This is a genomic window from Nocardia iowensis (assembly GCF_019222765.1).
GTDB classification, from domain to species: domain Bacteria; phylum Actinomycetota; class Actinomycetes; order Mycobacteriales; family Mycobacteriaceae; genus Nocardia; species Nocardia iowensis.
Genome location: NZ_CP078145.1, coordinates 1307882 through 1328562, shown reverse-complemented (window position 1 = coordinate 1328562; position 20681 = coordinate 1307882). Strand labels below are relative to the sequence as shown.

General features: G+C 66.2%; 18 protein-coding genes and 1 riboswitch. Of the genes, 7 read left to right on the top strand and 11 right to left on the bottom strand.

The annotated features are described in order from the left end of the window. Positions 1–55: 55 nt before the first annotated feature. Both KV110_RS05935 and KV110_RS05930 read left to right on the top strand, forming a co-directional pair. Complete coding sequence (locus KV110_RS05935; protein WP_218474128.1) at positions 56–964, top strand: alpha/beta fold hydrolase; 909 nt, start codon at positions 56–58, stop codon at positions 962–964. A 166-nt stretch (positions 965–1130) separates the two neighbouring features. Beyond that, on the top strand, positions 1131–1625 hold the full coding sequence (locus KV110_RS05930) for a hypothetical protein (RefSeq protein ID WP_218474127.1): 495 nt from the start codon (positions 1131–1133) through the stop codon (positions 1623–1625). 7 nt (positions 1626–1632) lie between these two features. Here KV110_RS05930 and KV110_RS05925 read toward each other — a convergent pair whose 3' ends face one another. The 6 genes from KV110_RS05925 to KV110_RS05900 all read right to left on the bottom strand — a co-directional run bounded on the left by KV110_RS05925 (position 1633) and on the right by KV110_RS05900 (position 7518). Further along, positions 1633–2493, bottom strand: a complete 861-nt coding sequence (locus KV110_RS05925) for an alpha/beta fold hydrolase (protein WP_218474125.1) — start codon at positions 2491–2493, stop codon at positions 1633–1635. Positions 2494–2615: 122 nt separating this feature from the next. Then, entirely contained in the window at positions 2616–3878 is a 1263-nt protein-coding gene (locus tag KV110_RS05920; protein WP_218474124.1) for an acyl-CoA dehydrogenase family protein, read from the bottom strand. Between the two features lie 26 nt (positions 3879–3904). After that, on the bottom strand, positions 3905–4783 hold the full coding sequence (locus KV110_RS05915; protein ID WP_218474122.1) for an SDR family oxidoreductase: 879 nt from the start codon (positions 4781–4783) through the stop codon (positions 3905–3907). 79 nt (positions 4784–4862) lie between these two features. Further along, positions 4863–5741 carry a MaoC/PaaZ C-terminal domain-containing protein gene (locus tag KV110_RS05910; protein ID WP_218474120.1) on the bottom strand — a complete coding sequence of 293 codons (879 nt, stop codon included), beginning with the start codon at positions 5739–5741 and terminating at the stop codon, positions 4863–4865. Positions 5742–5778: 37 nt separating this feature from the next. Beyond that, positions 5779–6216 carry a type II toxin-antitoxin system Rv0910 family toxin gene (locus KV110_RS05905; protein WP_107654289.1) on the bottom strand — a complete coding sequence of 146 codons (438 nt, stop codon included), beginning with the start codon at positions 6214–6216 and terminating at the stop codon, positions 5779–5781. A 96-nt stretch (positions 6217–6312) separates the two neighbouring features. Next, positions 6313–7518: a lipid-transfer protein gene (locus KV110_RS05900; RefSeq protein ID WP_218474119.1), complete on the bottom strand. Its 1206-nt coding sequence runs from the start codon at positions 7516–7518 to the stop codon at positions 6313–6315. Between the two features lie 395 nt (positions 7519–7913). Here KV110_RS05900 and KV110_RS05895 point away from each other — a divergent pair, with 395 nt between their 5' ends. Together KV110_RS05895 and KV110_RS05890 are read left to right on the top strand one after the other, a co-directional pair. Continuing rightward, entirely contained in the window at positions 7914–9566 is a 1653-nt protein-coding gene (locus KV110_RS05895; protein ID WP_246634367.1) for a purine-cytosine permease family protein, read from the top strand. Between the two features lie 131 nt (positions 9567–9697). Next, positions 9698–10858, top strand: coding sequence for a serine hydrolase domain-containing protein (locus tag KV110_RS05890; protein ID WP_218474117.1), 1161 nt, complete (start codon positions 9698–9700; stop codon positions 10856–10858). A 12-nt stretch (positions 10859–10870) separates the two neighbouring features. On the opposite strand, the gene KV110_RS05885 is transcribed toward KV110_RS05890, so the two are convergent. The 3 genes from KV110_RS05885 to KV110_RS05875 form a co-directional block, all read right to left on the bottom strand. Further along, positions 10871–11515 carry a TetR/AcrR family transcriptional regulator gene (locus KV110_RS05885; RefSeq protein WP_218474115.1) on the bottom strand — a complete coding sequence of 215 codons (645 nt, stop codon included), beginning with the start codon at positions 11513–11515 and terminating at the stop codon, positions 10871–10873. Between the two features lie 52 nt (positions 11516–11567). After that, positions 11568–12734 (bottom strand): MFS transporter, encoded by a 1167-nt coding sequence (locus KV110_RS05880; RefSeq protein WP_218478202.1) that lies wholly within the window; start codon positions 12732–12734, stop codon positions 11568–11570. A gap of 325 nt (positions 12735–13059) precedes the next feature. Next, positions 13060–14061, bottom strand: coding sequence for a helix-turn-helix domain-containing protein (locus tag KV110_RS05875; RefSeq protein WP_218474113.1), 1002 nt, complete (start codon positions 14059–14061; stop codon positions 13060–13062). 123 nt (positions 14062–14184) lie between these two features. On the opposite strand from KV110_RS05875, the gene KV110_RS05870 reads away from it, so the two are divergent. Further along, complete coding sequence (locus KV110_RS05870) at positions 14185–15096, top strand: NAD(P)-dependent oxidoreductase (protein WP_218474111.1); 912 nt, start codon at positions 14185–14187, stop codon at positions 15094–15096. Between the two features lie 101 nt (positions 15097–15197). Here KV110_RS05870 and KV110_RS05865 read toward each other — a convergent pair whose 3' ends face one another. Beyond that, complete coding sequence (locus KV110_RS05865) at positions 15198–16415, bottom strand: NADP-dependent isocitrate dehydrogenase (protein ID WP_218474109.1); 1218 nt, start codon at positions 16413–16415, stop codon at positions 15198–15200. Positions 16416–16720: 305 nt separating this feature from the next. Further along, the gene (locus KV110_RS05860; protein ID WP_246634366.1) at positions 16721–18217 is read right to left on the bottom strand and encodes an MFS transporter; all 1497 of its coding nucleotides are present in this window, start codon (positions 18215–18217) and stop codon (positions 16721–16723) included. A 133-nt stretch (positions 18218–18350) separates the two neighbouring features. On the opposite strand from KV110_RS05860, the gene KV110_RS05855 reads away from it, so the two are divergent. Both KV110_RS05855 and KV110_RS05850 read left to right on the top strand, forming a co-directional pair. Continuing rightward, positions 18351–19073 carry a TetR family transcriptional regulator gene (locus KV110_RS05855; protein ID WP_218474108.1) on the top strand — a complete coding sequence of 241 codons (723 nt, stop codon included), beginning with the start codon at positions 18351–18353 and terminating at the stop codon, positions 19071–19073. Positions 19074–19114: 41 nt separating this feature from the next. Beyond that, a riboswitch (SAM riboswitch) is annotated at positions 19115–19225 on the top strand. Positions 19226–19318: 93 nt separating this feature from the next. Further along, positions 19319–20665 carry a bifunctional o-acetylhomoserine/o-acetylserine sulfhydrylase gene (locus KV110_RS05850; RefSeq protein ID WP_218474106.1) on the top strand — a complete coding sequence of 449 codons (1347 nt, stop codon included), beginning with the start codon at positions 19319–19321 and terminating at the stop codon, positions 20663–20665. The last annotated feature ends 16 nt before the right edge of the window (positions 20666–20681 follow it).

Here is a 20681-nt window from a genome sequence, read left to right as displayed (position 1 = left end):
CCGTACAATGCTGGTCAGATGAATTCCTTCGGACACTGCCGTCCAGGAAGGGGTGATGACGATGTCGTCTGACACCTCCAAGTCCCCGGCCGCCGCCAGCGCCGCTCGCCCGCCAGTCACCTCGAAGCCCAAGCCGGCCATGCCCAAGGCCGTCAAGGCATTGCACATGGGCTCGGGCGACCCGCTGCTGCTGTTGCACGGCTTCATGATGTCGCCGCACTGCTGGGAGCAGACCGCGACGCGGCTGGCGAGTCAGTGCGAGGTGTACGCGCCCGCCTTCGCGGGCCACTGGGGTGGTGAACTCGCGGACGGCTGGTCGGTCGACGTGCACTCGCTGGCCGACCGCATCGAGGATCAGCTCGACGAGCTCGGCTGGCGCACCTGCCACATCGCGGGCAACTCGCTCGGCGGGTGGGTCGGTGTCGAACTCGCCCGGCGCGGGCGGGCTCGCACGCTCACGCTGATCGCGCCGGCGGGCGGCTGGCACATTCCGTCGCTCACCCAGCTGCGCGTGAGCCTGAAGTTCCTGTCCCTGATTCCGGTCGTCGAAATCGGCAAGCGGCTGGGCGGTTTCGCGGTCAACAATCCGATCGCCCAGCGGTTCGCGTTGCTCGCGCTGAGCAAGAACGCGTCCGCGGTCTCCCGCCGCGACACCGCCGCCGCCATCATGGCCGCACTGCACTGCCCGTCCATGCTCCCGTTCATCGTCGGCAGCATCCGCGGCCCCGAGCAAGAAGACCTGTCCACCCTGCAAACCCCGGTCCGCCTGCTGCTGTCCGAATACGACCGCGTCATTCCCAATCGCGTCTACGCCCGCCGCTACCTGAAGGAACTCCCCGACTCCGCCGACCGCATCGTCGTCCACGGCGTCGGACACGTCCCCATGCTCGAGGCACCCGACCGCATAGCCACCCTCATCGCCGAACACGTCTACGCCAGCCGCAACCGCCTCCGGGCGGTGTGAGGCACCGGATATCCACAGGTCAGGAAGTTATCCCCAAATCCGCGCGAGGCCTCGAACGCGGTCTCCCGGACGCCTACTGTTTCGAGGCATGGGGAGTACACAGGTAGACCGCGCAGTGCACCAACTTCGCAGCGATGTCGACGGGCTCTACGAACTGACCAGCAGAATGGACCGGGAGGCCAAGAAAACGGACAGCGTAGTTCGCGACATCGACCTACGGCTGCGCCGGCTGGAAAAGACGTCCGGACGGCAGTTCGGTCTGCTGATCGCCACCCAGCGACAACACGGGCACCGCTTGGATCGCGTGGAATCCATCCTGGAAAACGTTGCGGTACAGGTGAATCAGCTGAGCACCCAGATGAACGAACTGGCACCACTACCAGCGCAGTTCAGCCAGCTCGCAGCACGGGTGAACCAACTCGAAACACGGTTCGACAAGCTCGAAACACGGTTCGACCAACTCGAAGCACGGATCGACAAGCTCGAAACACGGTTCGATCGGCTCGAAACACGGTTCGACCAGCTCGAAACGCGGGTCGGTCAGCTCGAAGGCCGGATGACTCTGCTGGAAGCAGCCGTGAACCAGAACTCTAGGACCCTCGATGTAGTGGTTGAACTGCTGAGGAAACAGCAGTCGGGTGCTCGAGGGGATGAGGGCTAGCCAGGGTTCAGGAGGCGACGTCGGAATGCTGGTCGGCGGTTCGGTCGGGAAATTGCAGGAGTAGTTGGCAGACCTTGTCTGGGACATCCAGTTGAGGGCAGTGGCCGACGCCGGGGAGGATGACCAATTCGCTGTCCGGCAGCAGGGCGTGCAGGGCTCGGGCGGCGGATACGGGAATGATGCGGTCCTCGGTGCCGTGCACGATGAGGACGGGGCAGGTGATGGTGAGATCGATATGGCCGGAAGGGTGTTCACGGGCGTAGCGGACGGCGTCGCGGCCACGTGCCGCGACGGCACGCATGTCTGGGATGGAACGGACTGCGGTGCTGAGGAATTCGGGGTCGGCGACGATGCCGGGGCCGTAGACCAGCAGGGCGGCCGCGCGGCGTACACCCCAGCGCACCAGCGAAGTCGGAATAGGTAGGAGGCCGACCAGGCGGAAGAAGAATCGGTATTCCCGCAGACGTCCGACGCGGGCCAGCCAGTGCCGCGCCAACAGCGGCTCGTCGAGGGCGACCACGGCGGCGACCTCACCTGCCGGATGCCTGGCGGCGGCGTGCAGTGCGGTTGCCGCACCGAGGGAGTTGCCGACTAGGGTCAGCGGGCCGTGCTCGGCGATGATCGCATCGACGAAGGCGTCGAACTGCGGCGTCATCGAGCCGGGCCCGCGCCGGTCGGCCAAGCCGAAGCCGGGGAGGTCGACGGCGAAGGCGGTGCGGCCAGCGGCCGCGAGAGCGGCAAGGACTCCGCGCCAGGTATCGGCGCTGTCGGCGTAGCCGTGCAGCAGCAGAATCGGGCCGCCGGACCCCGAGACGGACAGCACCCGGGTATTGACGTCGTGGTAGCGCGCGGTGGTTTCGGTGATCATCGACCGGTGGCCCTTCGCGAGCGGCACCGTGACAGGTGCGCAGGACTATCGGCGTTTCCGATTGCGGAACAGGAGATCCCGGGCGCGCACGCCGTTGTAGCGCACCCGGGCTCCGTATGCGATTAAGCCAGCAGCCCCTTGGCGATGTGGGTCACCTGGATCTCGTTGCTGCCCGCGTAGATCATCAACGACTTGGCATCGCGCGCAAGCTGTTCCACGCGGTACTCGGTCATGTACCCGTTGCCGCCGAACAGCTGCACCGCCTCCATGGCGACCTCGGTGGCCGCCTCGGACGCGTACAACTTCATCGCCGACGCCTCGGCGAGTGTCGGCGGCTTGCCCGCGCGCCCGCGCTCCAGCGTGTTGAACACCATGTTCTGCACGTTGATTCGCGCGATCTCCATCTTGGCCAGCTTGAGCTGGACGAGCTGGAAGCGGCCGATCTCCTGGCCCCAGAGCTTGCGATTCTTGGCGTAATCCAGGCAGAGCCGGTGACATTCGTTGATGATGCCCAGCGCCATGAAGGCCACCCCGACGCGCTCGGCGGTGAAGCTGGAGCGGGCGCTCTCCCTGCCGTCGCCGCCCTTGTGCTCCTCGGTCTCGCCGAGCAGCCGGTCCTTGCCGAGGCGGACATTGTCGAAGAACAGTTCACCGGTGGGCGAGGCGTGCAGTCCCATCTTCTTGAACGGCTTGCCCTGGGTGAGCCCCTCCATGCCCTTGTCGAGGACGAAGGTGAGCACCTTGCGCTCGCGCTTGTCACCGCCGTCGCCCTCGTCGAGCTTGGCGTAGACGATCATCACATCGGCGAACGGCCCGTTGGTGATGAAGGTCTTCTGACCGTTCAGCAGGTAGTCGTCGCCGTCCCGCCGGACGTAGGTCTTCATGCCGCCGAACGCGTCGGAGCCCGAGTCGGGCTCGGTGATCGCCCACGCCGCGACCTTCTGCATGGTCACGATGTCGGCGAGCCAACGCTCCTTCTGCGCCAACGTGCCGCGCGACATGATGGTCGTGGCGCCGAGTCCGATGCTGACACCCATCGCGGTGACCAAACCCATGCAGACGCCGGACAATTCGCCGATCAGCACCGCCATCAGCGATTCCTGCCCGGCGAACGGGCTACCGCCGGAAGACTTTTCCTTCTTCCGCTCCGGCAGCGGCTCACCCGCGGCGGCCGCCTCCTCTTTTGACCGCTGCTTGGCGAGCAGTTTCTGCACCGCTTCGCCGCCCATGGCGTCGATCCCGAACTCGCTGAACAGTTTCCGGATGATCGGGTACGGCGACAGTTCACCGCTGTCCAGCGCATCCAGGTTGGGCCGGATTTCCTTGTCGATGAAGGTCCGCACGGCATCGCGGATCAGCACATCGGTCTCGGACCATTCGAACATCGTTGTTCTCCTTCAGTTCCGCGAGCTCAGGGCAACCGTGCGGAGATGTCGTCGATCAACCACGGTCCCTCGGTCTCGATCGTCTTCACATCGTGCCAACCGGCCAGTTCGGAGATGGCCCCGCCCTGCACCGCGAACACCTTGCCGGTGATCGGGCACTTGTCCGAGGCGAGGTAGGCCACCAGCGGCGAGATATTGGCCGGGCTGAACGCGTCGAATTCACCATCGGCGACCTCGTCGGCTTCGGCCGCCATCATGGCGCCCATGCCCGGCGTGGCCAGGGTGAGCCGGGTGCGCGCGATCGGCGCGATGGCGTTGACCCGCACGCCGTAGCGAGCCAGCTCGTCGGCGGCGACCAGGGTGAGCGCGGCAATCCCCGCCTTGGCCGCGCCGTAGTTGGCCTGGCCCGCGTTCGGCACGGTGGTTCCCGAGGCGGACGCGGTATTGATCACCGCGGCGTTCGGCTGGTTGCCCGCCTTGCTCTGGTCTTTCCAGTAGGCGGCGGCGTGGTGCAGCACGGCGGCATGGCCCTTGAGGTGCACGGCGATCACCGCATCCCACTGCGCCTCGTCCATGCCCGCGATGAACGCATCGCGCAGGATGCCCGCGTTGTTGACCACGATGTCGAGCCCGCCGAGCTCGGCGATCGCCTGGTCGATCACGTTCTTCGCGCCGTCCCAGGTGGCGATGTTCGCGGTGTTGGCGACCGCTTTGCCGCCCGCCGCGATGATCTCGTTGGCAACCTCTTGGGCGGGGGTGGTGTCGGTTCCCTCGCCCTCGTTGCTGCCGCCGAGGTCGTTGACGACCACGGCCGCGCCCTCCCGCGCGAACAGCAAGGCGTGCTCGCGGCCGATGCCGCGACCGGCGCCGGTGATGACGGCTACCCGGCCTTCGAGTGCACCCATCGATGTCTCCTCTTCCTGACGTTTGTGCTGAACATTGCGACCCGAGCCGGGACGACGCGCTACGACGTCCCGGCTGAGCTCAATCGGCGATCTCGGCGAGTCCGTCGCTGAGGACCACGTCCTCGCCGCGCACGGTTTCGAAGGCGTAGGTCGTGACACCGTCGGCCGAGCCGACCCGCCAGATGCGCGTCTCCAGATCGTCACCGGGGAAGACCATCTTGGCGAAGCGCACCGTAAACCGCTTGAGCCGGTTGACATCCGACCCGGCGACTTCGGTGAGCACGGCCCAGGACGCGAACGCCATGGTGCACAGCCCGTGCGCGATGATGCCGGGCAGCCCGGCATCCTTGGCGACCTGATCGTCCAGGTGCAGCGGCACCGGATCACCGGAAGCCGGTGAGTATCGGAAGGTTTGGTCGTCGTCGACGTGCTGCGGCACGACGGCGACCGGGTCCTGTGCCCGCAGGCTCTCGTCGAACTTGTGCGCGGGCGCCGCGCTGCCGACCGACTTGCCCGCATCGATATTGCGGAAGAACGCGGTCAGGTACTGCTCGTTGACCAGCTCCCCTTCCTCGGTCTTGCATTCGATGAGGATGGTGATGGTGGTGCCGTTGGACCGGCTGGTGTAACCGATCGCCTTGGCCCGCGAGACCAGCTTGTCGCCGGGCCGGATCGCCCGGTGGAAGTGGAAGTCCTGCTCGCCGTGCACCACTCGGCCGAAGATGTCCATCGGCGCGACATCGATCACCGGCATCATCATGGCCTCGAAGACCGGGACGATGGCAAAGACCGGCGAGGCCACCTTGCCCGCGAGGTGCGCCTCGATCGGATCATTGGTCGCCGCGGCGTATTCGGCGATCCGTTCGCCGGTGACCTCGAAACGCTCGTCGTCACACCAGATTTCGAGACCGGCGTCGTCGAATTCGACCAGCCGTGCCGTAGTAGTCTCCGCAGTCATGCTGTGTCCTCTCCGGCATGAGCATCGAGCCCGGCTCTCATGCCGAGGCCAGCGCGTCGAGCTGCTCGAGGGACTTGTCCAGCTGCTTGAGACCGTCCTTCTCGACCGCCTTGCCGAGCGCACCCTTGATCAGCGCGCCCTCGAAGTCACCGGACACCAGGATGGTGCTGCCACCGTCGCCCTTGGGCTGGATGTCGAAGGTGAATTCGGTCTTCACTCCGGCCATGCCGGTGCCGCCGAGGGTGAGCTTGGTCGGCTGCTGCACCGAAACGACGGTCCACTCCAGCTTGTTCGCCATGCCGAGCATGACGATCTTGGCGACCAGCTTCGAGCCCTCGGTCAGCACGGCTGGCGGCTCCTCCATGAAGCGCTCGTGGATGGTGAACCACTTGTCCCAGGTGTTGGGATCGGAGACGACCGTCCACAGCGCCTCGGGGGTGGCGTTGACGTCCTTGGTGGCTTCGATGTGTCCCATGATTGACTCCTCGTCGAGTTTCGTTGTGCGAGTTCAGCGCTGTGCTGGATTGACGCTTCGCGAGCTCAGCGCTGGGTTGGATGACGCTTCGCGAGCTCAGCGTTCTGCGCGCTGGTAGGCGGTCACGACGGCGGCGCCGCCGAGCCCGATGTTGTGCTGCAGGCAGGCGGTGACGTTGTCGACCTGCCGCTTGTCGGCGGTGCCACGCAGCTGCCAGGTGAGTTCGGAGCACTGCGCCAGACCCGTCGCGCCGAGCGGATGCCCTTTGGAGATCAGGCCGCCGGACGGGTTCACCACCCACTTGCCGCCGTAGGTGGTCAGGTTGTCGTCGACCAGCTTTCCGGCTTCACCCTCGCCGCAGAGGCCGAGCGCCTCGTAGGTCAGCAGTTCGTTGGCCGAGAAGCAGTCGTGCAGCTCGATGGCCTGGAAGTCTTCCGGACCGAGACCGGACTGCCGGTAAACCTGCTGCGCGGCTTGGACGGTCATGTCGTAGCCGACCAGGTTCTTGGCGGTGTTGTCGAAGGTGGACTGGAAGTCGGTGGTCATTGCCTGTCCGACGATCTCCACCGCCTGCGCGGCCAGGTTGTGCTTGTCCACGAACGCCTCGCTGGCCAGGATGACCGCGCCGGAACCGTCGGAGGTCGGCGAGCACTGCAGCTTGGTGAGCGGGTCGTAGATCATCCGCGAGCCGAGGATGTCGTCCATCGAATACTCGTCCTGGAACTGCGAATACGGGTTGTTCACCGAGTGCTTGTGGTTCTTGTAGCCGATCTTGGCGAAGTGCTCCGCGGTGGTGCCGTACAGCTTCATGTGCTCGCGGCCCGCCGCCCCGAACATCCACGGTGCCACCGGGAACAGCACCTCGGAGATCTCGGCGAGCGCCATGATGTGCCTGGCCATCGGCTGCTCGCGATCGTCCCAGGTGGAACCCAGCGAGCCCGGCTGCATCTTCTCGAAGCCGAGTGCCAGTGCGCAGTCGGCCAGTCCGCCCCGGATCGACTGTGCCGCAAGGTAGAGCGCGGTCGAGCCGGTGGAACAGTTGTTGTTGACGTTGACCACCGGGATGCCGGTCATGCCGAGCTCGTAGACCGCGCGCTGGCCGGAGGTGGATTCGCCGTAGACGTAACCGACGTAGGCCTGTTCCACCAGGCCGTAGGCGATGCCCGCGTCGGCGAGCGCCTTGGTCCCCGACTCCCGAGCCATGTCCGGGTAGTCCCAATCGGTGCCGTCTTCGTTCTTGCGGCGGCCCGGCTTCTCGAACTTCGTCATGCCGACGCCGACGACGTAGACCTTGTTCGCCATCGAACTCCTCAGATAGTGCCTGCTCCGGCGCGCCGCGCCGGTGCTGTCCGCAGCGCGGGCAGCGGTGGCTGATCCGTCCGGATCGACCTGAAACAAACATACAGAGATGTATGTAAGTACGCAAGGTTGTCACCGTTACCCGGGGTTGCGCCTATCGAATAGCCAGCTCGTCGCCGACACCCGAAGACATACCGCCGAGGGGGTATGTATCGCCAGTTCGCGCTGGTAGACAGCGGGTTGCCAGGACGCCAGGACGCAACGAAATCCTTTGCTGTGACGCGGCTCACCCCCGGTAATGACGTAACAGCCGCGTAATCGTTCGGAAATTGCCCGTCCACAACCGTGTACGACCGTCGAACAGTTGTTGTTGTTCAGGCGGGGATGAGGAGTAAAACGTGGTCGAGCTAGAGACCCGATCGTCGAATTCTGACGGGATCGCCGCAGCCAAAGAAACACTCGAGGACTACACGCTGCGGTTCGCGCCACGGAGCTACCGGAAATGGAGCCCGGCGGTCGTCGGGATCTCCGCCCTCGGCGGCATCGCCTACCTGGCCGACTTCGCCATCGGCGCGAACATCGGCATCGCGCACGGCACCGGAAACGCGCTGCTTGGCATCGGGTTCTTCGCGATTGTCGTCATGCTGACCGGATTTCCGCTCGCCTACTACGCGGCGCGCTACAACCTCGACCTCGACTTGATCACGCGCGGTAGCGGTTTCGGTTACTACGGCTCGGTGCTCACCAATGTGGTGTTCGCGTCGTTCACGTTTATCTTCTTCGCGCTGGAAGGGTCGATCATGGCCCAGGGGCTGGAATTGGGGCTGAACATACCCCTGTGGCTCGGCTATCTCGCCTCGACGCTGATCATCTTCCCGCTGGTCATCTACGGCATGAACACGCTGGCCAAGTTGCAGGTATGGACGACGCCGCTGTGGCTGCTGCTGATGGTGCTGCCGTTCGGGTTCCTGTTGGTGCGCCACCCGGATTCGGTGTCGTCGTTCTTCGCCTACGGCGGCGAAAATGGTTCCGGGGTAAGCGTTTCCGGCACCCTGCTGGCCGCCGGTGTGTGCCTGTCGTTGATCGCGCAGATCGCCGAGCAGATCGATTACCTGCGCTTCATGCCGCCGCGCACGCCGGAGAACGCGCGCAAGTGGTGGACCTGGATGCTGCTGGCCGGCCCCGGCTGGGTGGTGTTCGGCGCGCTCAAGCAGGTAGTCGGCCTGTTCCTTGCCGTGTATCTGATCGCGAATCTGCCTGCCGCGCAGGGCATCGCCAACCAGCCGGTGCACCAGTTCCTGGAGATCTACCGCGATATGGTTCCGGGCTGGCTGGCCATGACGCTGGCCGTCGTGCTGGTCGTGATCAGCCAGATCAAGATCAATGTCACCAATGCGTACTCGGGGTCGCTCGCTTGGACGAATTCCTATACCCGGGTGACCAAGTCGTACCCCGGTCGGCTGATCTTCCTGGCCGTGAACCTGGTGATCGCGCTGATCCTGATGGAAGCCAACATGTTCGACTTCCTCAACAACATTCTGGGCTTCTACGCCAACTGCGGCATCGCCTGGATCGTCACCGTGGCAACGGATATCGCGGTCAACAAGTACCTGCTGAAGATCTCGCCGAAGCAGCCGGAGTTCCGGCGCGGCATGCTCTACGACTTCAATCCCGTCGGCCTGGTCGGCTTCGGCCTCTCGGCGGTGCTGTCGATCATGACATTCTTCGGCATCTTCGGTGATCTACTGAAGCCGTACTCCCCGATCGTCGCGCTGGTGGTCGCGTTCGTCGCCACCCCGCTCACCGCCATCGCCACCAAGGGCAAGTACTACCTGCGCCGCAGCGACGACGGCATCGACCTGCCGATGTTCGACGAGCACGGCAACCCCTCCGGCGAGACGCTGACCTGCCACGTCACCGGCCTGGAATTCGAACGCCCGGACATGATCGCCTCGGCCATCCCCGGCCCAGCGGGCGAAATCCAATACATCAGCTCCCTCGCCCTCTCCACCGACAAACCCGGCGATCACCTCCTGCCCCGACAGCACTGATCTCGCTGGCGAAAGGGACATGACCGAGGCAAACGTCCTCGGTCATGTCCCTTTCGTCGACAATGGTGGGAGGAGAGCGGTTAACCTGGGGGGACGGATCTCACGCGGGGGGTTTGATGTTGTTGCGGCGGTTGGGGATTGCATTCGTTTCGGCCGTCGTGCTGATCGGGTCGGCGGGGGCGGGTGCCGTGGCGGCTCCGGCGGTTGCGGAGCGTGTCGGGCTGCAGCGGGCCATGGAGGAGCTGATCGCGGCCGGTGCGGCCGGGGTCCAAGTGCGGGTGCACGACCAGCACGGCGGGTGGACGGGTAGCGCCGGAGTGGCGGAGTTGGGCCGTCCGGAGCCGGTGCCGGTGGACGGGCGGTTCCGGATCGGCAGCATCACCAAAACCTTTGTGGCGACGGTGCTCCTGCAGTTGGTCGGCGAGGGTCGGCTCGGGCTGGAAGATCCGGTGGCCCGGCACTTGCCTCAGTTCGGCCTTGACCCGCGCATCACCGTGCGAATGGTGTTGCAACACACCAGCGGCCTGTTCTCGTACACCGGCGAATTGCGGCCCGACGGGACCATCGAAACCGGGATTCTGCCGGAGTCGGGCAGGGCATCCGTGGACGCGTTTTATCGTGACTACCAGCCCGATGAACTGATTCGGTTCGCACTGACCAAGCCGGCCCGGTTCGAGCCGGGCACCGATTGGTCGTACTCCAACACGAACTATCAACTGGCCGGAATGCTGATCGAAAAGCTCACCGGACTGCCGTACGGCCTGCAGATCTACAGCCGCATCGTGGTGCCGCTCGGCCTGTGGGAGACCCTCGTGCCAGGGACTTGGCCGGAGATCATCGGGCCGCACGCCCACGGCTATCTGGTGTACGAGGAGAACGGCGCACAGCTGACTGCCGACCTGACCCGCCAAAATCCCTCGTGGGCAGGGGCCGCGGGCGAAATGATCTCTTCAACGCGAGATCTCGACACCTTCGTCGGCGCCCTGTTCGGCGGCCGACTCCTCGCGCCGCCCCTGCTCGCCGAGATGCGGACGACCAGGCCGATGGCGCCCGGCATGGATTACGGTCTCGGATTGCTGCGACAGGAGTTCGGCCCGGAGTGCGTCGGCATCGGTCACAACGGAAACGTCCCGGGCTATTACTCGGAGGCGTACAGCACGATCGATGGCACCAGACGCTTCGAGATGTCGGTGACCACGGGAACCGTCCTACGCTGGGACGACTTCGAGGGCTTCGCCGAGCTTTTCGCGAAAGCGAACGCCGTTGTCACCCAAGGCCTGTGCGGCGAATAGCCGCCCGCCCGCTCACTCCGCCGCGCGAACGTCGGCAAGCGCGGCCTCGGCGATGTTGTGCAAGTGCGCGGTCGCGCGACGCCAACGGCGTTGCGCCCGTTCGTTGTCCGGGTCGATGAAGTTGGAGACCAGGATGCCGCGCAGCGCGTCCATCGCGGTGTAGATGAAGTCGCGGGCCTCCTTGCGGCGGATCTCGTCCGGCACGAACCGGGCGACGGCCATCAGGACGGCGTTGTTCACGAACGGCTCGACCTTCTCCATCGCCGCGGCCAGCACCGGATCGGTCCGACCGGCCACCCACAGTTCGACAGTCGCGATGAACAGCGGACCCTGGTGCAGCTCCCACAGGAAATCCAGCGCCGCGCCGACCGGATCGTTGCCGCGTTCGACCTTGGCCATCTCCCGCATCGCGGTCTCCGCGCGCAGTTGCGCCAGGTGACTGATCGCGGCAACCACCAGGTCGGTCTTGGATCCGAAGTGGTGCACCTGTGCGCCACGGGTGACCCCGGCCCGTTCGGCGACCCGCGGCGTCGTCGTCCCCGCGTACCCGTACTCGACCAGACAGTCGATGGTCGCGTCGAGCAGCCGGGTGCGCATCTCGGTGCTGCGCTGTTCCTGGGTGCGGCGCTGCGGTTTCGCGACTTCGATCCTGGCCATCCGGCGATTCTACACTTACATACAGTTCTGTATGTTCAGCCCGAAGCGCGCGTCAGGCCAGGAGCGCCGCAGCCGCGACGAGGCGAGCGTCCCGGCGGGCCGCCCAGACGGTGATCGCGAACAGCAGCACGCCGACAACGGCCAGGCCCGCGCCGACCATGGCGGGCGCGGTATAGCCTAGCCCGGCGGCGATCACGGCGCCGCCGAGCCACGCGCCCGCGGCGTTGGCGATGTTCAACGCGGCGTGGTTCAGCGCGGCGGCCAGCGTCTGCGCCTCGTGCGCCACGTCCATCAGCCGAGTCTGCAGTCCTGGTGCCAGCGACGCGCCGGTCGCGCCGACCAGGAATGCCCCGATCGCGGCGGTGTACGGATTGTGCGCCGCCGCAACGAATACGGCGAGGATGACGGCCATGCCGATCATCGCGGCGTAGATCGCCCGGTCCACGCCGCGATCGGCCAGCACACCGCCGACGATGTTGCCGACCACCATGCCGACACCGAACAGCATCAGCACCACCGGAACCAGGCCGGGCGACATCCCGGCGACACCGGTGAGCGTGGTGGTGATGTAGGTGTACACGGCGAACATGCCGCCGAAGCCGATCGCGCCGACCAGCAGGGTCAGCAGCACCTGGGGTCGGCGCAGTGCGCCGAGCTCGGTCATCGGATTGGTCATCGTGATGCCGGTGAGTTCGGGCACGTACCTGATCAGGGCGGCTACCGTCGCAAGCCCGATGATCGCGACAACGACGTAGGCGTCGCGCCAGCCGAGATGCTGGCCCAGCCAAGTCGCGCTGGGAACGCCGACGACATTGGCGGCGCTCAACCCGAGCATAACCGCGGCAACCGCCTTCGCGCGCTGCCCCACCGGGGCCAGCGTGGCGGCGGCCAGCGAGGCGACGCCGAAGTACGCGCCGTGCGGCAGGCCGGAGACGAACCGCGCGAGCACCAGCGTGCCGAAGGTCGGCGCGAGCACGGTCGCCGCGTTGCCCAGGGTGAACGCGGCCATCAGGGCGATGAGCAGTTTCTTGCGGGAGACCCGCGCGGACAGGGCGGCGATGACCGGCGCGCCGATCACCACACCGAGCGCGTACGCGGACACCGCATGTCCCGCGGTCGGCTCGGAGACGCCCATCGCGCGGGCGATATCCGGCAGCAAACCCATGGTGACGAATTCTGTTGTGCCGATGCCGAATCCGCCGAGCGCCAGCGCGAGCATGGCCGGGACATGCCAGCTCGTCCGCTCAGCCTCGGGGCGTGCGGGAACCTGGGTGGCGAGTGGGGTGGTCACATGTTCATGAAACGCCTCTCCGACCGGTTTCGCTTCCCGAGTAAACGTGAGTTGAGACACCATGCCGTAAAGAAAACGTGCAGGTCAGAATGTAAAAACGCGCAATCTGGACGCACCAGCCATGCGACCTGGCAATTTCCGTTTGGAAACAACGGCGTACCCCGCAACGACCCGAGCACCTGAACCACCGGATGTGGCCAGCGTCATCCGGCTGCGGATTCGCTTCCAGCTCCGAAACATTCACCGGGCTGACTCAGGCGGCGGGCGGCGCCTCGCGCTGTTCGAAGGTGCGGCGATACTCGACGGGCGTGACACCCACGACGGCGGCGAAGTGGCGGCGCAGGTTGGCGGCGGTGCCGAGGCCGCACAGCCGACTGATCCGGTCGATGCCGAAGTCGGTGGACTCCAGCAGCGTTTGCGCGCGGGCCAGGCGTTGGGTCAGCAACCACTGCTTCGGCGTGGCGCCGATCGATTGCCGCAGTCGCCGGTGGAAGGTGCGCGGACTCATGGCGGCGCGGGCGGCGAGCAACTCGACGGTGAGTGGCTCATCGAGGTGGGCGGCGGCCCATTCCAGTGTGGGGCCGAGATCGGCCTCGGCTCTTGCCTGGACCGACAGATCGACGAACTGGGCCTGATCGCCCGCACGATGCGGCGGGACCACCAGTCGCCTGGCCAGCCGGTTGGCGACGGCGGCGCCGAAATCGCGGCGCACCAGGTGCAGTGACAGATCGAGCGCCGCGGTCATCCCCGCGCTGGTGAGAATGTCACCGTCATCGACATAGAGCGCCGTGCCGTCGATCTCGACGGCGGGATAGCGGCGGGCCAGGATGGCCGCGTGCTCCCAGTGCGTGGCGATCCGGCGCCCGTCCAAGATGCCCGCCGCGGCGAGCACGAACGCGCCGGTGCACAGCGCGACCATCCGCGCTCCCCTGTGCTTCGCCTCGATGAGCACGTCGAGCAGCTCTTGGGGCACCTCGCGGTCGGCGGCGACGCAGTCGTAGGCGACCGAGGGTACGAACACGGTATCGGCCGACACCAGCTCGGCCACACCATATTCGGCGCGCAGGTACGCACCGTGCCCGATGGACGACTCGGTCACCTCGGGCAGCACCGAGCAGATCCGCAGCTCGTACCAGGGATCGGCGAGATCCGGTTGGGGAGTGCCGAAGATCGAGGCGACCACGCCCAGCTCGTAGAGGTCCCAGGGATGCATGGCTCCCGGCGTGACGGCGATGGCGATGGTGCGGCCGGTCATGCCTGCCAGCATATGGCAGGAAACGTTCGCCGATGGTCAGTCCTGCCACTCGTGCGCAGCGATCGGAGTGCGAAGACTGATCTTCGGGCGCCCACCTACCGAACTCGACCTACGGAGGAATGTATGACCAGCGACCACACAGCAGCATCAGCTGGACAACGCACGCCGGTGACAGTGCTCGGACTCGGGACCATGGGCGCGGCGATCGCGGAGGTGTATTTGCGCGGCGGCTACCCGACGACGGTGTGGAATCGTTCGCCGGACAGAGCACCACAGCTGGACGAGTTGGGCGCTGTTCGTGCTGACTCGCTCGCCGAAGCGCTGACCGCGAGCGCGCTGACCGTCGTCTCGATCGCCGACACCGCCGGCGTTGCGGCGCTGCTCGAATCCGTCCCCGAAGCGCTGGCCGGGCGCACCGTGCTGAATGTTTCGACCGGCCGCCCCGCCGAGGCACGCGAGCTCGCGAGCTGGATGGCCACGCGGCAAGGCCGGTTCTTGGACGGCGGAATCCTCGGCATGCCCGCGACATTGGGCACGCCCGACGCCCTGCTCCCGTACAGCGGGTCGCCAGCGGCGCAGGCCGAGCACGGCGCGACGATCGCGGAATTGGGAACGGCGAAGTATCTAGGGACCGACGCCGGAGTTGCGGCCAAGCACGATATGGCAGTGCTGGCGGGCATGTACGGCCTGTTCAGCGGTTTCTTCCAGGCCACGGCGATGATCGGCGGCGAACACACCACGGCACGCGATTTCACCGCCACGTTCCTGGTGCCGTGGTTACGCGAACTGCTCGACGTGCTGCCGACCCTCGCCACCGATCTGGACTCCGGCGATTTCGCACCCACCTTCGTCGGTCTCGCGGACATTTCGACCGTGCTGCGGATGCTCCGCACCGCCAGTCGCGACCAGGGCATTCGCACCGACCTGCTCGACCCGCTGCAGCACTTGTTCGAAGCGGGTATCGAACGCGGTCACGGATCGGACAACCTCACGCGGGCCATCTCGGAGCTGCGCGAGAGCCCGGTCTCCGCCTGACCCGGAAAACAGTCCGGGCACCCGTACCACCAGGTGGTGCGGGTGCCCGTATGTTCACACCCGGCGCCGGATTCTCTATCCAGCGCCGGGATATTCACCGGTCAGCGCAGGGCGCGGGCCAGGTTGGCGTCGAGCGCGCCGAGGAATTCCTCGGTGCTCAGGTAGCCCTGGTCGCCGCCGACGAGCGAGGCCAGGTCCTTGGTCATCTGACCGCCCTCGACGGTCTTGATGACGACATCCTCGAGGGTCTGCGCGAAGCCGATGACCTCGGGGGTGTTGTCCAGCTTGCCGCGGTGCTCGAGCCCGCGCGTCCAGGCGAAGATCGACGCGATCGGGTTGGTCGAGGTCGGCTTGCCCTGCTGGTGCTGGCGGTAGTGCCGGGTGACGGTGCCGTGCGCGGCCTCCGCCTCGCAGGTCTTGCCGTCCGGGGTCAGCAGCACCGACGTCATCAGGCCGAGCGAACCGAAGCCCTGTGCGACGGTGTCGGACTGGACGTCGCCGTCGTAGTTCTTACAGGCCCAGACGTAGCCGCCCTCCCACTTCATCGAGGAGGCGACCATGTCGTCGATCAGGCGGTGCTCGTAGGTCAGGCCCGCCGCGTCGAACTGGGTCTTGAATTCGGCGTCGAAGACATCCTGGAAGGTGTCCTTGAACATGCCGTCGTAGGCCTTGAGGATGGTGTTCTTCGTCGAGAGATACACCGGGTAGTTCTGCTGCAGGCCGTAATTGAACGAGGCCCGCGCGAAATCGATGATCGAGTCCTTGAAGTTGTACATCCCCATGACGACGCCGCCGTCCTCGGGCATCTTCACGACCTCGTGCTGGATCGGCTCGCTGCCGTCCTCCGGCGTGAAGGTCACGGTGACCGTGCCCGCCTGATACACCTTGAAATCGGTGGCGCGGTACTGGTCACCGAACGCGTGCCTGCCGATGATGATCGGCTTGGTCCAGCCGGGCACCAGGCGCGGAACGTTGGAGATGATGATCGGCGCACGGAAGATGGTGCCGCCCAGGATGTTGCGGATGGTGCCGTTCGGCGACCGCCACATCTTCTTCAGGCCGAATTCCTTGACGCGTGCCTCGTCCGGGGTGATCGTGGCGCACTTGACGCCGACACCGTGGCGCTTGATCGCCTCGGCCGCGTCGATGGTGACCTGGTCGTCTGTCTTGTCCCGGTATTCGATGCCCAGGTCGTAGTACTCGAGGTTCACATCGAGATACGGATGGATCAGCTTGTCCTTGATGAACTGCCAGATGATCCGGGTCATCTCGTCGCCGTCGAGTTCGACGACGGTACCTTCAACCTTGATTTTGGACATGGATCTTCGTGTCCTCCTAGGATGGTGCCCTCATTGCACGGCCAGGTGAACACGCTTGTGAGCGGACCCCAGCTGTTCCAACAGACAACGTATATGCCCCGCGTTGTCCGCGAGACGTGTGGTCAAACAAGACAAGCGTACTGCTGCCGACGATCGTGGTGTGCGGGCAGCCCCCCGAGTGAGAAACCCCACGAACTTACTGACTGGTAGATCATTGTGCAATTCGCAGGTCGCCGCCACAACGACCGCGGTCCGCGTACCGCAACCCTGGCGATACGCGGACCGGGAGGTCGCCCCTTCGATACTCAGACCCCGACGTGCACCGGGCGCGCCCCGTCCTCGGAACCCTCGATCAGGTTCTCCGGCCGGTCGCGGATCATCAGCGCGATCACCGGCACGGCGGCGAGGAAGAACCCGGCGCCGACATAGAACGCCACGTCATAGCTGTGGATCGAGGCGCGGGCGATCAGGTTGTCGATCGTCGGATGGCTCTCCGCGTAGGACTTGGCCGTCTGCACCGAGATGGTGGTCAGCAGGGCCGTGCCGACCGCGCCGCCGACCTGCTGCGCCGCGTTGAGCAGCGCACTGGCCACGCCCGAATCCGCTTCCTCCACCTGATGCAGCGCGACGGTCTGCATGCCGACGAACAGCGGACCCATCCCGAGCGCGATCAGCACCTGCGCGGGCAGCACGCTGGTCGCGAAGCCGTCGCCGTAGTCCAGCTGGGCCAGCCACACCAGACCGAGTACGCCCAGTACCGCACCGGCCACCATCAGCGGGCGCGGGCCGATCTTCGGCAGCAGCGCGCTGGTGATGCCAGCGGAGATCGCGATACCGGCCGGGAACGGCAGGAACGCGAAGCCCGCCTTCAGCGAGGAGTAGCCGAGGGTGATCTGGAAGTAGTAGCTGAGGAACAGGAACATCGCGAACATGGCGATCGGCACGAGCAGCGCGGCGAGGAATGCGCCGCCACGGTTGATCTCACCGGGAATGTGCAGGGGTAGCAGCGGATTGGCCGAGCGCCGTTCGATCGCGACGAACGCGATCAGCAGCGCGGTGCCGAGAACCAGCAGGCCGATGGTGCTGCCCGCGAGCCAGCCGTCGTCGGCGGCCCGGCTGAAGCCGTACACGATCGCGATCAGGCCGAGCGTCACGGTGACCGCGCCCGGCACGTCGTAGCCGCCGGTGCGCGGGGCAGGCACGTCCTTGACTACCCACGCCAGCGCGCCGAGCACAGCGAGCAGCGCGATCGGAGTGTTCACCAGCAGGCACCAGCGCCACGAGGCGTACTCGGTGAGCGCGCCGCCCGCGATCAGGCCCAGCGCGGCGCCACCGGCGGAGATGCCAGCGAACACGCCGAATGCCGTTGCCCGTTCACCGGGTTCGGTGAAGGTCACCGACAGCAGCGACAGCGCCGCTGGGGCGAGCAACGCCGCGAACGCGCCTTGTAGCGCACGCCCGGCGAACATCTCCGCACCGTTCTGCGCGAGACCGGCAAGTGCCGACGCGGCGGCGAAACCGATCAGGCCGATGACGAAGATCCGCCGTCGCCCGAGGTAGTCGGCCAGTCGGCCGCCGAGCAGCAGGAGGCCGCCGAAGATCAGTGTGTACGCCGTCAGCATCCACTGCTTGTTGCCCTCGCTGATCCCGAGGTCATGCTGCGCGAACGGCAGCGAGATGGTCACGATGGTGGCGTCGAGAACCACCATGAGCTGGGCCAACGCGATCACCGCCAGGGCGAACCAGCGGGCCGAACCGCCCTGTTTTCCAGGAGCGTCTGCCGCTTTCGCAGTCTCGGTCACCTTTTTCTCCTCTTCATCCGACACAAGTCGCCATCCTGACATCTCGCGACATTTGTCGTCAAGCGCAAAATGTCGCTCTACGACATTTGGCGCTTGGCGACAGTAAACGTGGGGTTGCGCTAGGGTGATGGCCATGCTCGAGTCACCGACGCCTACGGGCGCGAGTGCCGCAGCGGAGAACCCTGCGAGCGCATCGACACCTGCGGGACCACCCCCCGGCCTGCGTGAACGCAAGAAGCAGCAGACCAGACTGCGGATCATCGAGGTCGGCCTGAACCTCTGTGACACACAGGGATTCGACGCGACGACGGTCGAACAGATCGCCAACGCCGCCGACGTCTCGCCCCGCACCATCAACCGGTACTTCGACAGCAAGGAAGACATCGTCCTCGGTCCGATCCGGGACTTCAGCATCGCCGTTGCCGAGGCACTGCGCGGCCTGCCGATCACCGGCAACGAGCTGGCATCGCTACGCGAAGCGTTCCTGCGGGTCATCGACAAGGCCGCGCTCGCCCCGACCGAGGCACCCGTGTCCTTCCAGCAGTTCCAGCAGATGCAGCGGATCCTGCGCAGTAGCCAGGCGGTCAGCGCGCGCAGTCTCGAGCACGCCGACCGGCAGAACACTGCGATCGCCGAAGTGCTCGCCGAACGGCTCGGCACCGAGCCGGACGCCCTGCCGGTGCGCTTGATCCTCGGCGTCTGGCAGCTGGTCGGACATCTCGGCATGGAACGCTCGGACGCCCTGTTCGACGACGACCTCACGGCGGCGGCCGCGGCCGGACGCCAGACCTTCGTCTCGACATTCGACGAGTTCATGCGCGTCTGCTGCGTGGGGCTGACTACCGAAAACGGATGAGATTTCGGCAGGCGACCGACCGCCGGTTATGATGCCCGTCAGGTCATGAGTGCCAGCGCCAAGCCCCGGCTCGCTGGTCGGCAACCCTCCAGCAGCGGTGGGGTGCTCCGGGTGATGACCGGGCTCTCGAAGGTCGAGAGCAAGCGCGCTTTCCAGGAGGTTCCCGAAATGTGTTGTTGTCCTTCGCCCACATCCCGATGACCCGTTAGTTCTGGCGAACAACCTTTTCTTTGGAGCAAAACCACATGAGTGACTCCACTCTGCCCGCGGCCGACCCCATCCTCGCGGCCGATCCGGCCCAGTGGTCTTTCGAGACCAAGCAGGTCCACGCGGGACAGGCACCCGACAGCAGCACCGGTGCCAGGGCCCTGCCCATCTACCAGACCACCTCGTACGCCTTCCGCGACACCGAGCACGCCGCGGCGCTGTTCGGGCTCGCCGAGCCGGGCAATATCTACACCCGGATCACGAATCCCACCCAGGACGTGGTGGAGCAGCGGGTCGCCGCGCTCGAAGGCGGTGTCGCCGCGCTGCTGCTGGCCTCGGGCCAGGCCGCGGAGACCTTCGCGATCCTGAACCTGGCCGCGGCCGGCGATCACATCGTGTCCAGCCCGCACCTCTACGGCGGCACCTACAACCTCTTCCACTACTCGTTGCCCAAGCTCGGCATCGAGGTGTCCTTTGTCGACGACCCCGACGACCTGGAACAGTGGCGCGCCGCGATCCGGCCGAACACCAAGGCGTTCTACGGCGAGACCATCGCCAACCCGAGCAGCGCCATCTTCGACATCCCCGGCATCGCCGCCGTCGCGCACGAGGCCGGGCTGCCGCTGATCGTGGACAACACCGTCGCGACCCCGTACCTGATCCAGCCGCTGGCGCACGGTGCCGACATCGTCGTGCACTCGGCGACCAAATACCTCGGCGGGCACGGCTCGGCGGTGGCCGGGGTGATCGTCGACGGCGGCAATTTCGACTGGACCGTGACCGATGCGCAGGGACAGCCGCGCTTCCCCGGCTTCACCACCCCGGACCCGAGCTACCACGGCGCGGTGTTCGCCGACCTCGGCGCACCCGCCTTCGCGCTCAAGGCGCGCGTGCAACTGCTGCGCGACCTGGGCTCCGCGGTGTCGCCGTTCAACGCGTTCCTGATCAGCCAGGGCATCGAGACGCTGAGCCTGCGGGTCGAGCGGCACGTCGCCAATGCCAAGGCGGTGGCCGAATTCCTGACCACCCACCCGGACGTGGAATCGGTCAGCTACGCGGGCCTGCCGTCGTCGCCGTGGTACGAACGCGGGCAGCGACTCGCACCGAAGGGCGCGGGCGCGATCGTGGCCTTCGAGCTGCGTGGCGGCGTCGACGCGGGCAAGAAGTTCGTGGACGGATTAGTCCTGCACAGCCATGTGGCTAACATCGGTGATGTGCGCTCCCTCGTGATTCACCCCGCGTCGACCACACATTCGCAGCTGACGCCGGACGAGCAACTCGTCGCGGGCGTCACTCCGGGCCTGGTCCGCCTTGCGGTGGGCATCGAGGGAATCGATGACATCCTCGCCGATCTGCGTGCCGGTTTCGCGGCGGCGGCGACGTGAAGGTGAGTAGCGAACC

What these genes read in the sequence shown, in the direction of transcription:
- KV110_RS05935 (WP_218474128.1), top strand. Translation starts at nt 56, where the DNA reads ATGACGATGTCGTCTGACACCTCCAAGTCCCCGGCCGCCGCCAGCGCC.
- KV110_RS05930 (WP_218474127.1), top strand. Translation starts at nt 1,131, where the DNA reads ATGGACCGGGAGGCCAAGAAAACGGACAGCGTAGTTCGCGACATCGAC.
- KV110_RS05925 (WP_218474125.1), bottom strand. Translation starts at nt 2,493, where the DNA reads ATGATCACCGAAACCACCGCGCGCTACCACGACGTCAATACCCGGGTG.
- KV110_RS05920 (WP_218474124.1), bottom strand. Translation starts at nt 3,878, where the DNA reads ATGTTCGAATGGTCCGAGACCGATGTGCTGATCCGCGATGCCGTGCGG.
- KV110_RS05915 (WP_218474122.1), bottom strand. Translation starts at nt 4,783, where the DNA reads ATGGGTGCACTCGAAGGCCGGGTAGCCGTCATCACCGGCGCCGGTCGC.
- KV110_RS05910 (WP_218474120.1), bottom strand. Translation starts at nt 5,741, where the DNA reads ATGACTGCGGAGACTACTACGGCACGGCTGGTCGAATTCGACGACGCC.
- KV110_RS05905 (WP_107654289.1), bottom strand. Translation starts at nt 6,216, where the DNA reads ATGGGACACATCGAAGCCACCAAGGACGTCAACGCCACCCCCGAGGCG.
- KV110_RS05900 (WP_218474119.1), bottom strand. Translation starts at nt 7,518, where the DNA reads ATGGCGAACAAGGTCTACGTCGTCGGCGTCGGCATGACGAAGTTCGAG.
- KV110_RS05885 (WP_218474115.1), bottom strand. Translation starts at nt 11,515, where the DNA reads ATGGCCAGGATCGAAGTCGCGAAACCGCAGCGCCGCACCCAGGAACAG.
- KV110_RS05880 (WP_218478202.1), bottom strand. Translation starts at nt 12,734, where the DNA reads ATGCTCGCGCTGGCGCTCGGCGGATTCGGCATCGGCACAACAGAATTC.
- KV110_RS05875 (WP_218474113.1), bottom strand. Translation starts at nt 14,061, where the DNA reads ATGACCGGCCGCACCATCGCCATCGCCGTCACGCCGGGAGCCATGCAT.
- KV110_RS05870 (WP_218474111.1), top strand. Translation starts at nt 14,185, where the DNA reads ATGACCAGCGACCACACAGCAGCATCAGCTGGACAACGCACGCCGGTG.
- KV110_RS05865 (WP_218474109.1), bottom strand. Translation starts at nt 16,415, where the DNA reads ATGTCCAAAATCAAGGTTGAAGGTACCGTCGTCGAACTCGACGGCGAC.
- KV110_RS05855 (WP_218474108.1), top strand. Translation starts at nt 18,351, where the DNA reads ATGCTCGAGTCACCGACGCCTACGGGCGCGAGTGCCGCAGCGGAGAAC.
- KV110_RS05850 (WP_218474106.1), top strand. Translation starts at nt 19,319, where the DNA reads ATGAGTGACTCCACTCTGCCCGCGGCCGACCCCATCCTCGCGGCCGAT.